Source organism: Burkholderia pseudomultivorans, from assembly GCF_902499075.1.
GTDB lineage: Bacteria > Pseudomonadota > Gammaproteobacteria > Burkholderiales > Burkholderiaceae > Burkholderia > Burkholderia pseudomultivorans.
The window spans coordinates 1-12,413 of sequence record NZ_CABVPP010000052.1 but is presented as its reverse complement, the minus strand read 5'-3'; the positions used below and the strand labels follow the sequence as shown (position 1 = coordinate 12,413).

The following is a 12,413-nucleotide window of genomic DNA, read 5'->3' as shown; positions in this document are numbered from 1 at the left end:
TTTCGATGACGGTGTATTTCATCGGCGCGGGTCCCGGCGACCCGGAGCTGATCACGGTGAAGGGCCAGCGCCTCGTGCGCACGTGTCCGGTGATTCTGTATGCGGGCTCGCTGGTGCCGGCGGCCGTGCTCGACGGTCATCGCGCGGAGCAGGTCGTCAATACCGCCGAGCTCGATCTCGACGCGATCGTCGCGCTGCTGGCGGCCGCGCATGCGAAAGGGCAGGACGTCGCGCGCGTGCATTCGGGCGACCCGTCGCTGTACGGCGCGATCGGCGAACAGATCCGCCGGCTGAAGGCGCTCGGGATTCCGTATGAAATCGTGCCGGGCGTGACGGCCGCGGCCGCGTGCGCGGCGACGCTCGGCTGCGAGCTGACGCTGCCCGGCGTCGCGCAGACGGTGATCCTCACGCGCTTCGCAGGCAAGACGACGATGCCCGAAGGCGAGACGCTCGGCTCGCTCGCCGCGCATCGCGCGACGCTTGCGATCCATCTCGGCGTGCGGCATCTCGCCAGAATCGTCGACGAAGTGCTGCCGCATTACGGGCCCGACTGCCCGGTCGCGGTCGTGTATCGCGCGAGCTGGCCCGACGAGGAACGCGTCGTCGGCACGCTTGCCGATATCGTCGGCAAGGTCCGGCACACGTCGATCGAACGCACCGCGCTGATCCTGGTCGGGCGTGTGCTCGACGCGCAGGGGTTTGCGGATTCGACCTTGTATGCGAGTGCGGAGTGATCACGCGCGGGGCGCCTGATCGCGGCCCCTACGCCCGCGCAACGCGTCGCGTCATGCCCGGCGCAAAGCCGGCCGCGAGCACGAACAGCACGACGCACAGACAGGCCATCGCGACCCACGCGGGCGTCAGATCCGCGAGATGCTGGCGCACGATGCCCGCCGCGAACGGAAACAGTCCCGCGATCAGATAGCCGACGCCCTGCACGAACCCCGTCAGCGACGCCGCATCGGCCGGCGTCGCCGCATGGTCGACCGTGACGATCAGCGACAGCGGAAACAGCGCGCCGATGCCTGCACCGAGCAGCAGCGCAGCCGGCAGCGCAAGCCTCTCCTGCGCGGCCAGCATCAGCACCAGCCCGGCCAGCAGCGACGCGATCGCCGCATGCAGCGCCGGCCGGCGATCGGGCACGCGGTCGATCGTCGCCGAGATCGTCAGCCCGGCGGCGACTTCCGCGAGCGTCACGCCGCCAAGCAGGCTGCCGGCCGCGGTCGGCGACCAGCCGAGCCGCATGTAGTACGGCGGCAGCCACGCGAGCACGAGCGTGTATGCGCCCGTCGCGATCCCGAAGAACAGCGCGAGCCGCCACGCACGCGGCAAGCGCGACGCGCGCGCATCGACCGCCGTCGTGGCGGCCGGCGTGACCGACGCCACCCGGTCGGCGCGGCTCGCCAGCGGCCATGCCAGCGCGGCAACCGCGGCGGGCAGCGCCCAGCCGGCGAGCGCCGCGAGCCAGCCCCAGCGTGCGGCGACCAGCGGCGCCGCGACGCTTGCGAGCACCGCGCCGCCCATGATCGACGTCGAATAGACACCCATCGCGCCGCCAATGCGCGTCGCGAAATGCGCTTTCACGAAGCCCGGCAGCAACGCCTGCACCATCGCAATGCCGATGCCCGCGCAGCAGGCGCTCGCCAGCAACAGCCACGGATGCTGCGCGCCGACGCGCGACGCGCATGCCAGCCCGATCAGCACGACGCCGAGCCACACGCCGCCGGCGATGCCCGTGACGCGCTGCAGCGGCCGCGCGCCCAGCGCGCCGAGCCCCATCAACAGGATCGGGATCGTGGTCAGCAGGCTGGCCGCGCCGTCGCCGATGCCGGTCGCGCGCTGGATCATGTCGAGCAGCGGGCCGACCGCGGCGAGCGCCGGGCGCAGGTTCAGCCCGACGAGCACGATGGCGGCCAGCCGCCATCCGGACGTGTTGAAACGATTCATCGCAAGACCCTCGAATTCGGTGCGCGGCATGCAGGTGGACGCTGCGCGTTTTCAGGTAAAGTATCTCGCCATCAAGATAAATGCCGATTTATCTCGACATCAAGATAACTGGTGAGCCGAGGAGGGTTAATGGATCGAGCCGCGCAGGCGGTCGCGCAATGGCGTACCGAGCGTCCGGATCTCGACGCGTCGTCGATGCTGGTGATGGGGCGGCTGCAGGAAACGGCGCTCGTGATCGCGCGCGACCGTCTCAATCCGCTGTTCGCGCGCTACGGGATGCAGCCGGGCGAATTCGACGTGCTGGCGACGCTGCGCCGCAGCGGCGCGCCGTTCGCGCTGACGCCGACGGCGCTGTACGACGCGCTGATGATGTCGTCGGGCGGCATGACCGCACGCATCGACCGGCTGCAGAAGGCCGGCTGGGTCGAGCGCCGGCCGAATCCGGCCGACGGGCGCGGCACGCTGGTCGCGCTGACGGAAGCGGGTCGCGCGCTGATCGACGAAGCGGTGGTCGCGCACGTCGACAACCAGCGCGCGATGCTGGCCGCGCTGTCGGCCGCGGAACAGGCGCAGCTCGCGCGGCTGCTCGACAAGCTGCTGGCCGGGCTGGCGCGCATGGCCGACGGCAACGACGGCGACTAGCGACGCCGCAAGCGCGCCGCGCAAGCGTCGATACCAAAAAAACGACGCCCGCTACGCGATGCAGCGGGCGTCGATCGAAGCAGGCGGCCCGCAGCGGGTGCGGGCGCGATTCAGTCGCGTGCGGGAATGTTCAAGCCGCGCGCGACGGCCGGCCGCGCGACGAATGCATCGAGCGCGCGCGCGACGTGGCGGAATTCGCCGAAGCCGACGAGGTCGCCCGCTTCATAGAAACCGACGAGGTTGCGCACCCACGGGAAGATCGCGATATCGGCGATCGTGTACGCATCGCCCATCACCCACTCGCGTCCGGCGAGGTGCGCATCGAGCACGCCGAGCAGGCGTTTCGATTCGGCGACGTAGCGGTCGCGCGGACGCTTGTCCTCGTAGTCGCGGCCCGCGAACTTGTGGAAGAAGCCGACCTGGCCGAACATCGGGCCGATGCCGCCCATCTGGAACATCACCCACTGGATCGTCTCGTAGCGGCCGGCGAGATCCTTCGGGATCAGCTGGCCGGTCTTGTCCGCGAGATAGATCAGGATCGCGCCCGACTCGAACAGCGGCAGCGGCTTGCCGTCCGGGCCGTTCGGATCGATGATCGCCGGAATCTTGTTGTTCGGGTTCAGCGACAGGAACGCCGGCGACAACTGGTCGTTCGTGTCGAAGCGCACCAGATGCGGCTCGTACGGCAGGCCGGTTTCCTCGAGCATGATCGACACCTTGACGCCGTTCGGTGTCGGCAGCGAGTAGAGCTGGAGACGGTCGGGATGCTGGGCCGGCCATTTTTGCGTGATCGGGAAGGCGGACAGATCGGGCATGGAAGGTTCGCTCGTCGAAAGGAGTGATCCGCGCCCCGCCGTGCCGCCGCGCGTCGCGCACCCGCGGTGGAATGCATGGCAGCGGGGCAGGCGAGCCGGCCGGCGCGGCGGGGCGCGCCGAAAAACGCCCACTGTAGCCGATCCGCGAAATCGGTGCAGGCGGCGGCGAGATGCCGCGAAAGACGGAAGGCCCGCATTGCGGACGTACGGAGCACGATCCCGTCATCGCTTCGACATACGATGTCTTAACACATTCCGCCCGATTCGCGGTCGAAGCGCCGACCCGTGCGCTGCCGGTCGAATCACGTTGCCACCGAAGGGTTTTTGTTAGGGAAATTCCCGCCCCGCGCGTCACGGTTTTTTGTTGACCGACATCGTATAACAACGTCATGATTTCTCGAAAGAAAGGTCCCATTCACCGACCGCAGAGAGGAGACATGAACACAAACACGATCGCGCGCCGTGCCCGCCGGATCGCGCTGGCGCTGGGCTTCACGCTGTCGGCGGCGGCCGTCGCCGCGCCCGTGTCGCTGAACGTCGTCGACGTCGCAGGCAACCTGCAGCTCACGCAGAAGGCCATCGAAGCGTTCCGGGACAAGAACCCGAACCTGGTGTCGACCGTCACGTTCACGAACGCGCCCGCGCCGCAGCTGCCGGGCAAGATCAAGGCGATGCAGGCGGCCGGTCGTGCCGACATCGATCTCGTGCTGACCGGCACCGACGCGCTCGCGGCCGGCATCGAGCAGAACCTGTGGCTCAAGCTGCTGCCGGACCACGCGGGCGCGCTCCCCGGCGTGCTCGACAAGTACGCGCCCGGCCCGCGCAAGATGCAGGATCTCGCGCAGGGCTTCGGCCTCGAAGTCACGTACATGCCGGCGGGCCCGCTGCTCGAATACAACCCCGCGAAAGTCGCCGATCCGCCGAAGACGCCCGACCAGCTGCTCGCGTGGTGCAAGGCGCACCCGAACAAGCTGATCTATGCGCGGCCGGCGAACTCCGGCCCCGGCCGCACGTTCCTGATGGGGCTGCCGTACGTGCTCGGCGACAAGAATCCGCAGGACCCGATCAACGGCTGGGACAAGACCTGGGCGTTCCTGAAGCAGCTGAACGACTGCGTGCCGTACTACCCGGGCGGCACCTCGGCCGTGATGAAGGAGCTGGGCGAGGGCACGCGCGACATGACGGTGACCGTCACCGGCTGGGACATCAACCCGCGCGCGCTCGGCATCGTGCCGGCCGAGTTCCGGATCCAGGCGTTCGACAACATGACGTGGGTCAACGACGCGCATTACATGGTGATTCCGAAGGGCGTGCCGAAAGAAAAGCTCGACGTGCTGTTCAAGCTGATGAATTTCCTGCTCGAGCCGGCGCAGCAGGCGATGACCTACGACGACGGCTATTTCTATCCGGGCCCGGCCGTGAAGGGCGTGACGCTCGAGATGGCGCCCGCGCACAGCCAGGAAGTGATCCGCAAGTTCGGCCGCCCCGAATACGCGAAGCTGCTCGCCGATCGTCCGCACGTGCAGCCGCTCAGCGCGCAGGCGATGGTCGCCGCGTTCCAGAAATGGGATCGCGAAATCGGCGCGCAGAAGTCGAAGTGACGGATGAACCCGCGGGCGCGACGGCGCCCGCGTCAGCGGAGTGTGCAATGAAGCACAGTTTCGAACGGCTGCGGCTCGACGGCGTGTGCCGCAGCTTCACCAACGCGGAAGGCGCGCAGGTCGCGGCGCTCGACGGGCTCGACCTCGACATCCGCCGCGGCGAATTCATCGCGCTGCTCGGCCCGTCCGGCTGCGGCAAGTCGACCGCGCTGAACTGCATCGCCGGGCTGCAGCCGCTCACGCGCGGCGGCATCTGGCTCGACGACACGCGCATCGACGTGCTGCCGCCCGAGCGGCGCGGCTTCGGCATGGTGTTCCAGAACTACGCGCTGTTTCCGCACATGACGGTGCTCGACAACGTCGGCTTCGGCCTGAAGATGCGCGGCGTGCCGAAACAGGAAACGCGCCGGCGCGCGCAGCAGGCGCTCGAACTCGTGCAGCTGGTCGGCCATGAAGGCAAGCTGCCCGGCCAGTTGTCGGGCGGCCAGCAGCAGCGCGTCGCGATCGCGCGCGCGATCGTCATCGAGCCGCCGCTCGTGCTGATGGACGAACCGCTGTCGAACCTCGACACGAAGCTGCGCATCGAGATGCGCGCCGAGATCCGCCGCATCCATACGCAGCTCGAACGCGCGACCATCTACGTGACGCACGACCAGGACGAGGCGCTGTCGATGGCCGACCGCATCGTCGTGATGAAGGAGGGCGTCGTGCAGCAGGTCGCGACGCCGAAGACCGTCTATTCGCGCCCGCACAACCTGCACGTCGCGCGCTTCATGGGCTATCGCAACGTGCTGCCGTTCACGCTCGAAGGCACCGCCGGCGACTACGTGACGGTCGCCGCCGCCGGCGTGCGCCTCGCGGGCGTGCCGATGGCCGGCTTCGACGGCACGCAGGTCGCGGTCGCGCTGCGTCCGGACGACATCGAGCGCGCCGACCGCGCGGGCGACAACACGTTCGACGCGACGGTCGAAACGGTCGAGTACGGCGGACGCGATTCGCTGATCCGCGCGATCGCGCCGTTCGGCGCGATCTGGGCGCGCGTGGCCGGCGAATTCGCGGCAGGCGAGCAGCTGCGGCTGCGCGTTCCGCCATCGCGCACGCTCGTCTATCCGGGAGAAGCGCAATGAGCGCGTGCGGCTTGCTCGTCCGCACGCCGCGCACCGCACGGGCCGCCGGCCGGGAGGCCGCATGAGCACGCTCGCATCCGGCGGCACGCCGCGCGACGCGAAAGCGTGGCTCGTCACGCCCGCGCTCGCGTTCATCGTCGCGCTGTTCGTCTATCCGTTCGCGTACGGCCTGGTGCTGTCGTTCGAGCCGATGAACGGCGGCGGCGCGCTCGCGAACTACACGCAGTTCTTTACCGACGCCGCGATGTGGCCGACCGTGCTCGTCACGCTGAAGCTCGCGGTGCCGGCCACGCTGATCAACGTCGGCGTGTCGGTGCCGGTCGCGTTCGCGCTGCGCCGCCACTCGCCTTACCAGAAGTTCGCGACGACGCTGCTGGTGATCCCCGTCACGCTCGGCACCGTGCTGGTCGCGGACGGAATGCTCACGTACTTCGGGCCGAACGGCTGGTTTCCGCAGGCGCTGCACGGCCTGCACCTGTACACCGACGAAGTGCGCCTCACGCACAACTACTGGGGCGTGCTGCTGTCGCTGATCGTGTCGGGCTTTCCGTTCGCGTTCCTGCTGATGCTGTCGTACATCAGCGGCATCGACCCGACGCTCGCGCGCGCGGCCGCGACGCTCGGCGCGAATCCGTGGCAGCAGTTCCGGCGGATCTACCTGCCGCTGCTCGTGCCGGGGCTGACGATGGCCGCCTGCCTGTCGTTCGTGCAGGCGTTCTCGGTGTTCCCGTCGGCCGTGCTGCTCGGCGCGCCGGCCGGCCCGACGCGCGTGATCTCGATCGCCGCCGCGGAAGCCGCGTTCGAGAACTACGACTACTCGCTCGCATCGGCGATCGCGATCGTGATGGGCTTCGTGCAGCTGCTGGTGGTCGCGTCGATGCTCGGCGCGCGCCGTTTTTTCTATACGGGGCCGGTGACGGGAGGCAAGGGCTGATGGCGACCGACAATCATGCCGCGCCGGCCTGGCCGCCGCAACAGGGACCGGGCGACGCGCGGCCCGTCAACGCGATGAAGCCGCAGAAGATCCGCGGCGCGCTCGCCGGCCGCGCGTGGAAGGCGCTCGTCTGGGGGCTGATGGCATTCTTCCTGCTGAACGTGATGCTGCTGATCGCGACCGTCGCGGTGAATTCGGTCGCGACGCGCTGGTTCGGCACGCCGCTGCCGCAAGGCTTCACGCTGCACTGGTACGCGAAGGCCTGGGAGGATTTCCAGCTCGCGAGCGTGCTGTGGGTGACGGTCGAAGTCGTCGGCGCGGTGGTGCTGCTGTCGATCGCGCTCGGCGTGCCGGCCGCCTATGCGCTGGCGCGCGTGTCGTTCCGCGGCAAGCGCTTCGCGCTGCTGGTGTTCCTGCTGCCGCTGATGGTGCCGCCCGTCACGTACGGGATCCCGATGGCGACCGTGATGTACAAGATCGGGCTCGCGGGCACGCTGTCCGGCGTGATCCTCGCGAATCTCGTGCCGGCGCTGCCGTTCGTGATCCTCGTGATGACGCCGTTCATCGAGCAGATCGACCCGAACCTCGAAGCCGCCGCGCGCATCTTCGGCGCGAACACGTGGCGCTATTTCCTCCATGTGCTGCTGCCGCTGCTGGTGCCCGGCATGCTCGCGGCGGGGCTGCTGGTGCTGGTGCGCACGATCGGGATGTTCGAGCTGACGTTCTTCACCGCGGGCCCGAGCACGCAGACGCTCGTCGTCGCGCTGTATTACGCGGTGTTCTCGACCGGCGTACGCGCGCCGCAGTCGATCGACGCGATGGCGATGATCTATATGGCCATCACGCTCGTCTGGGTCGTGATCGCGCTGCAGTTCGTGAGCCCGACACAGCTCGTGAGCCGCGTGAAGCAGGAGCGGCAGTAGGCGCGTGTCGGGGCGCGTGCAATTGGTTACAAATGGATACCGCGCACGGCACGCGGCCGTTGCAGACTACGCGGCGTACCGGTCCGGCGATGCCTGCGCGGCGTCGCCGCGTACCGCCCGACGTTCACCCGATCACGGATATCCATGAAGTTTCCAACGCTACTGACGCTCGGCTGTGCCTCGACGCTGCTTGCCGCCTGCAACCTGCTTCACGACGGACCCGGATCGAGCGACGTCGATGCCGCGGTGCGCCGCGCGCTCGAAGCGGAAAACCACGGCGGCCTCAACGCGCTTTTCGGCCAGCCGCTGCCGGTGTCGGCCGACGTCGTGTCGGCGAAGCCCGACGGCGACTGCAGGAAGGCGGGCGAGCGCACCTATACGTGCGACGTCGTGATCACGTGGCGCAATGCCGATTACTCGCCGTCGCGTGCAAACCTGACCTTCGTGCAGGCCGCCGACGGTTCGTGGCAGACCTCGGGCGTCGACGCGGCGATCGCGACCGGCGCCGCGAAATCGCTGATCGACAAGATCGGCAAGGCGTGGCCCGGCAATGCGGCCAGCGGCGCGTCGGCCGCACAGTGATCCTCCAGTGCGGCGCTTTCTTTGATCGCTTCACGCTGCACGACCTTGCCGACACGCGCGAATCCTGCCGCTGACCGCGATCAGCGACCGCGATCGGCCGGCGCGGTCGCGGGCATGGTCCGATGGCCGGCGTCCATCGACGCACCGGCGTCGGCACCGATGCCCGACGATTGCGCGATGCGCGCTTCGGCGGCCTGAAGGTCGTTCGGATACTGGCCTTTCAGCGGTTTGTAGCCGGCCTGTTCGAGCTGGCGCAGCTGGCCGACGACTTCGGCGCGCGTAACGGGCGCGTTCGCCGTCTGCGCGAACGATATGACGGGCGCCGCGACCGCGGCGGCGAGGACGAGCAGGGAAAGGGCGGTTTTCATCTCGGGTTCTCCGAAAAATGCGGGGCGTCCGGTGCGGCACAGCCGCCGTCACCGGTACAGCCATCTTCGGCGACCGCCGCTTAAGCGCGAGTTAACGCGGAAAAAGGGCGGGAGCATCGCGACTCAAGCTGCGTCCCTGGTGCCGCTCGATCATTCGAACCGATCCTCGGTATGTCGTCTGATGTATAGGGAAAACCCTTATTTTGAGATACAATATCGGCCTAGAAGAAAGGTCGAACCATGCCTGAACGTTTCCAAACCCTTGAAAAATTTGTGTTTTCGCTGATCGTGATGTCCGCGGTCGTGTGTTCGGCGTTCCTCGCCTACGAGCGTCATCCCGAAATCAAGATCGCGTTGCAACAGGGCGAAGCGCTGATGCGCGAGAGCGCCAAGTATTCGGTCATCTGCTCGCCGTCCAAGGTCGATCCTTGCGTCGAGATGTCCGCGTACTGAACGAATCCCGATCCTGTCTGACCGGCGCCGGCGCGCTCGAGCGCCGGTCCCGATCGCCCCTCCGACATCCGCATCGCGCACCGCGCCGATGACATGTCATGCGCGGTTTCGGCGCACGCGCGCCGCGCTGTTTTCATTCCCTGCCGGTTCGAACCGAGCCGCGTCGCTTGCGATGCGGCGACTTCGTGCCTGTCGTCGCCGGTGGCGGCGCGGCCCATCCAAATTCCCTGTTCGGCCGGAAACACCGGGCCCGATCGATCCCGATGCACGCGTACGTCGAACCTGGCTGCCGGGCACGGCGGCTCGTGACGTGCCCGGTAGGCCGCGTCATTGCGACGACGTCGTACGGTCGGAGGCCGCGGTCGCGGTCGGCATCGCACCGGCGTGCTGAGCCGCGTAGCGCGCGCGGTTGCGCGCGATCTCGTCCTGCGACGGCGGATAGTCGTTCCGGTTCGACGGCAACAGGCCGTCGGCCTGCGCTTCGATCAACTGCTGACGCACTTCGGCGCGCGTGAGCGGCGCCTGCGCGGACTGGGCGAACGCCGCTGCGCCGAACGGCAAACTCAGCGTGGCGAGGACGAAAGCGGCAACGATTTTCATGGCGACTCCTTGATGAATGAGCGAACGCGTGAGCGGGGAAGGGCCCACGTTCGTCATTCTGGTCGCCGCGTCCGTCGCGCCGCTGACCTGCCGATTACAGTTCGGTAATCAACGGCCCCGACGCCTGCGCGATACGGCTTGCCGCCGCCGTTTCCCGGTAACATCGGCGCATGTGCCAACCGAATGCGACGGAGTCGATCATGCGCATCCTGATAGTCGAAGACGAACCGAAGACGGGCGCATATCTGAAGAAGGGGCTCGAGGAATCCGGCTTCAGCGTCGATCTCGCGAAGGACGGCGCGGAAGGACTGATGCTCGCGCAGGAAGAAAACTACGACGTGATCGTGCTCGACGTGATGCTGCCCGTGCTCGACGGCTGGGGCGTGCTCAAGCGGCTGCGCGACACGCACACGACACCCGTGCTGTTCCTGACCGCACGCGACGACGTGCAGGACCGCGTGCACGGGCTCGAACTCGGCGCCGACGACTACCTCGTGAAGCCGTTCGCGTTCGTCGAGCTGCTCGCCCGGATCCGCACGCTCGCGCGCCGCGGGCCGCCGCGCGAGACCGAACGCATCGTCGTCGGCGATCTGGAGATCGACGTCGTGCGCCGCCGCGTGAAGCGCGGCACGGTGCGGATCGACCTGACGCCGCGCGAATTCTCGCTGCTGCAGTTGCTCGCGCGCCGGCAGGGCGAGGTGCTGAGCCGCACGCAGATCGCGTCGTACGTGTGGGACATGAATTTCGACAGCGACACCAATGTCGTCGAAGTCGCGATCCGGCGATTGCGCGCGAAGGTCGACGACGCTTTCCCCGTCAAGCTGATCCATACGGTGCGCGGCGTCGGCTACGTGCTCGAGCCCAAGGACGGCGCATGACGCGCGGCCGCTCGCTCACCGCGACGCTCACGCTCGCGTTCGGCGCGACTACGCTCGCGGTGTTCGCGCTCGTCGGCGCCTATGTGTATACCGGGCTCGAACGGCAGGTCGACACGCAGGACGATCTCGACATCGTGCTCGCGGCGCGACACACGCGCCGGCTCGCGGGCGAACTCGATTCGCTCGACGCGGTACGCACGCATGCGGACCGCCTCACCAGCCAGGTGCTCGGCAACGAGGCCTTGTCGCTGACCGTCGTCGATGCGCAAGGTCGTGTGCTGGTGCGTCATAACGTCGAGCGCACGGAGCTGGAGGATGCGCCGGGCGCCGACGCGCCGACGTCCGCCGCGCTGTCCGATGCCGACGCCAACGTATTCCCGCCGCAAGTGACGCCCGTGCCCGCCAGCGAGCGGATCACCGTCGGGCGCATCGCGACGTGGACCGCCGATCGCGGGATGCCGGTGCGCGGCGTCGTGACCGACGCCGTGCTGCGCGACCACACGCAGATCCGCATCGCGATCGCGCGCAACATGGACGATCGCGTCCGGCTGCTCGACGGCTATCGCGACAAGCTGAAGCTCGCGGGCGGGCTCGGCGCGCTGCTGGCGATGCTGCTCGGCTACTGGCTGATCCGCTCGACGCTCGCGCCGCTGCGCGAAATCGTCGCGAACACCGGCCGCATCACCGTCGACCGGCTCGACCTGCGGCTCGACGCGTCGCGCGCGCCGCGCGAACTGCGGGCGCTCGTCGACGCGCAGAACGCGATGCTCGGCCGCCTCCAGCAGGCGTTCGGACACCTGAAGCAATTCAGCGCCGACCTCGCGCACGACCTGCGCACGCCGCTCAACAACATGCGCGGCGCGACCGAGGTCGCGCTCGCCCGGCCGCGTTCGCCCGACGAATACCAGTTGCTGCTCGAGTCGAACCTGGAGGAATACGACCGTCTCGCGCGCATGATCGACAACGTGCTGTTTCTCGCGCGTGCCGAGCATCCCGGTTTCGTCACGCGCCAGCGCGCGTTCGACGTCCATCGGGAACTGGAACGCATCGCCGGTTATTTCGAGGGCCTGGCCGACGAAGCGGGCTCGACGCTGCGCGTGGTCGGCCACGGCGAGCTGACCGCCGATCTCGAACTGTTCCGTCGCGCGGTCAGCAACCTGCTCGCGAACGCGTTGCGCTATACGCCGGCCGGCGGCGTGATCACGATGCGCGTCGACGAAACGGCGGACGCGCTCCGCGTCGTCGTCGAGAACCCGGGCGAGCCGATCGACCCCGCACTGCTGCCGCGCATCTTCGACCGCTTCGTGCGCGGCGATCCGGCGCGCAGCGGCGGCGCGCCGGGCGGCACGGCCGGGCTCGGCCTCGCGATCGTGCGCTCGGTAATGGAGCTGCACGGCGGCACCGCGCGCGCCGAAAGCGACGCGAACGGCACCCGCTTCATCCTCACGTTCGTCAGGAACCCGGCTTAGCAGGCTGTTGAAAAGCGCCTCGTTTTGACGGCCGGGGCACTGTTTAAAAGGGTTTCGTATGCGATTGGCTGCCG

14 protein-coding genes are annotated in these 12,413 nt (G+C 68.4%); 10 read left to right on the top strand and 4 right to left on the bottom strand.

Features of this window, described 5'->3' with window-relative positions:
- Positions 1-5: 5 nt before the first annotated feature.
- On the top strand, positions 6-734 hold the full coding sequence (gene cobM, locus BST28156_RS26525; protein WP_174903757.1) for a precorrin-4 C(11)-methyltransferase: 729 nt from the start codon (positions 6-8) through the stop codon (positions 732-734).
- 28 nt (positions 735-762) lie between these two features.
- Here the strand turns inward: cobM and BST28156_RS26520 are convergent, their stop codons facing one another.
- Entirely contained in the window at positions 763-1,947 is a 1,185-nt protein-coding gene (locus BST28156_RS26520) for an MFS transporter (RefSeq protein ID WP_174903756.1), read from the bottom strand.
- Positions 1,948-2,076: 129 nt separating this feature from the next.
- On the opposite strand from BST28156_RS26520, the gene BST28156_RS26515 reads away from it, so the two are divergent.
- On the top strand, positions 2,077-2,589 hold the full coding sequence (locus BST28156_RS26515) for a MarR family winged helix-turn-helix transcriptional regulator (protein ID WP_174903755.1): 513 nt from the start codon (positions 2,077-2,079) through the stop codon (positions 2,587-2,589).
- Positions 2,590-2,699: 110 nt separating this feature from the next.
- On the opposite strand, the gene BST28156_RS26510 is transcribed toward BST28156_RS26515, so the two are convergent.
- The gene (locus BST28156_RS26510) at positions 2,700-3,404 is read right to left on the bottom strand and encodes a glutathione S-transferase N-terminal domain-containing protein (protein WP_174903754.1); all 705 of its coding nucleotides are present in this window, start codon (positions 3,402-3,404) and stop codon (positions 2,700-2,702) included.
- Between the two features lie 437 nt (positions 3,405-3,841).
- On the opposite strand from BST28156_RS26510, the gene BST28156_RS26505 reads away from it, so the two are divergent.
- From BST28156_RS26505 to BST28156_RS26485, 5 genes are all read left to right on the top strand, one after another.
- Entirely contained in the window at positions 3,842-5,005 is a 1,164-nt protein-coding gene (locus tag BST28156_RS26505) for an ABC transporter substrate-binding protein (RefSeq protein ID WP_174903753.1), read from the top strand.
- 47 nt (positions 5,006-5,052) lie between these two features.
- Positions 5,053-6,132, top strand: coding sequence for an ABC transporter ATP-binding protein (locus tag BST28156_RS26500; protein WP_174903752.1), 1,080 nt, complete (start codon positions 5,053-5,055; stop codon positions 6,130-6,132).
- Between the two features lie 61 nt (positions 6,133-6,193).
- Positions 6,194-7,066, top strand: coding sequence for an ABC transporter permease (locus BST28156_RS26495; RefSeq protein WP_174903751.1), 873 nt, complete (start codon positions 6,194-6,196; stop codon positions 7,064-7,066).
- A complete protein-coding gene (locus BST28156_RS26490) occupies positions 7,066-7,989 on the top strand; it encodes an ABC transporter permease (protein WP_174903750.1) in 924 nt (307 codons plus the stop codon). Before BST28156_RS26495 ends, BST28156_RS26490 begins: the two co-directional genes overlap by 1 nt.
- A gap of 144 nt (positions 7,990-8,133) precedes the next feature.
- The gene (locus tag BST28156_RS26485; RefSeq protein WP_060300610.1) at positions 8,134-8,571 is read left to right on the top strand and encodes a hypothetical protein; all 438 of its coding nucleotides are present in this window, start codon (positions 8,134-8,136) and stop codon (positions 8,569-8,571) included.
- Positions 8,572-8,651: 80 nt separating this feature from the next.
- On the opposite strand, the gene BST28156_RS26480 is transcribed toward BST28156_RS26485, so the two are convergent.
- Positions 8,652-8,939, bottom strand: a complete 288-nt coding sequence (locus tag BST28156_RS26480; protein ID WP_174903749.1) for a DUF4148 domain-containing protein — start codon at positions 8,937-8,939, stop codon at positions 8,652-8,654.
- Positions 8,940-9,179: 240 nt separating this feature from the next.
- Between BST28156_RS26480 and BST28156_RS26475 the strand changes: the two genes are divergently transcribed.
- Positions 9,180-9,392 (top strand): hypothetical protein, encoded by a 213-nt coding sequence (locus tag BST28156_RS26475; RefSeq protein ID WP_040127425.1) that lies wholly within the window; start codon positions 9,180-9,182, stop codon positions 9,390-9,392.
- Positions 9,393-9,719: 327 nt separating this feature from the next.
- Here BST28156_RS26475 and BST28156_RS26470 read toward each other — a convergent pair whose 3' ends face one another.
- Positions 9,720-9,992 carry a DUF4148 domain-containing protein gene (locus BST28156_RS26470; protein ID WP_174903748.1) on the bottom strand — a complete coding sequence of 91 codons (273 nt, stop codon included), beginning with the start codon at positions 9,990-9,992 and terminating at the stop codon, positions 9,720-9,722.
- 200 nt (positions 9,993-10,192) lie between these two features.
- Between BST28156_RS26470 and BST28156_RS26465 the strand changes: the two genes are divergently transcribed.
- Together BST28156_RS26465 and BST28156_RS26460 are read left to right on the top strand one after the other, a co-directional pair.
- Positions 10,193-10,870 carry a heavy metal response regulator transcription factor gene (locus BST28156_RS26465; RefSeq protein ID WP_060244064.1) on the top strand — a complete coding sequence of 226 codons (678 nt, stop codon included), beginning with the start codon at positions 10,193-10,195 and terminating at the stop codon, positions 10,868-10,870.
- Entirely contained in the window at positions 10,867-12,339 is a 1,473-nt protein-coding gene (locus BST28156_RS26460; protein ID WP_060243990.1) for a heavy metal sensor histidine kinase, read from the top strand. Before BST28156_RS26465 ends, BST28156_RS26460 begins: the two co-directional genes overlap by 4 nt.
- The last annotated feature ends 74 nt before the right edge of the window (positions 12,340-12,413 follow it).

Coding starts and splice junctions, on each gene's coding strand:
- cobM (WP_174903757.1), top strand. CDS start 6: ATGACGGTGTATTTCATCGGCGCGGGTCCCGGCGACCCGGAGCTGATC.
- BST28156_RS26520 (WP_174903756.1), bottom strand. CDS start 1,947: ATGAATCGTTTCAACACGTCCGGATGGCGGCTGGCCGCCATCGTGCTC.
- BST28156_RS26515 (WP_174903755.1), top strand. CDS start 2,077: ATGGATCGAGCCGCGCAGGCGGTCGCGCAATGGCGTACCGAGCGTCCG.
- BST28156_RS26510 (WP_174903754.1), bottom strand. CDS start 3,404: ATGCCCGATCTGTCCGCCTTCCCGATCACGCAAAAATGGCCGGCCCAG.
- BST28156_RS26505 (WP_174903753.1), top strand. CDS start 3,842: ATGAACACAAACACGATCGCGCGCCGTGCCCGCCGGATCGCGCTGGCG.
- BST28156_RS26500 (WP_174903752.1), top strand. CDS start 5,053: ATGAAGCACAGTTTCGAACGGCTGCGGCTCGACGGCGTGTGCCGCAGC.
- BST28156_RS26495 (WP_174903751.1), top strand. CDS start 6,194: ATGAGCACGCTCGCATCCGGCGGCACGCCGCGCGACGCGAAAGCGTGG.
- BST28156_RS26490 (WP_174903750.1), top strand. CDS start 7,066: ATGGCGACCGACAATCATGCCGCGCCGGCCTGGCCGCCGCAACAGGGA.
- BST28156_RS26485 (WP_060300610.1), top strand. CDS start 8,134: ATGAAGTTTCCAACGCTACTGACGCTCGGCTGTGCCTCGACGCTGCTT.
- BST28156_RS26480 (WP_174903749.1), bottom strand. CDS start 8,939: ATGAAAACCGCCCTTTCCCTGCTCGTCCTCGCCGCCGCGGTCGCGGCG.
- BST28156_RS26475 (WP_040127425.1), top strand. CDS start 9,180: ATGCCTGAACGTTTCCAAACCCTTGAAAAATTTGTGTTTTCGCTGATC.
- BST28156_RS26470 (WP_174903748.1), bottom strand. CDS start 9,992: ATGAAAATCGTTGCCGCTTTCGTCCTCGCCACGCTGAGTTTGCCGTTC.
- BST28156_RS26465 (WP_060244064.1), top strand. CDS start 10,193: ATGCGCATCCTGATAGTCGAAGACGAACCGAAGACGGGCGCATATCTG.
- BST28156_RS26460 (WP_060243990.1), top strand. CDS start 10,867: ATGACGCGCGGCCGCTCGCTCACCGCGACGCTCACGCTCGCGTTCGGC.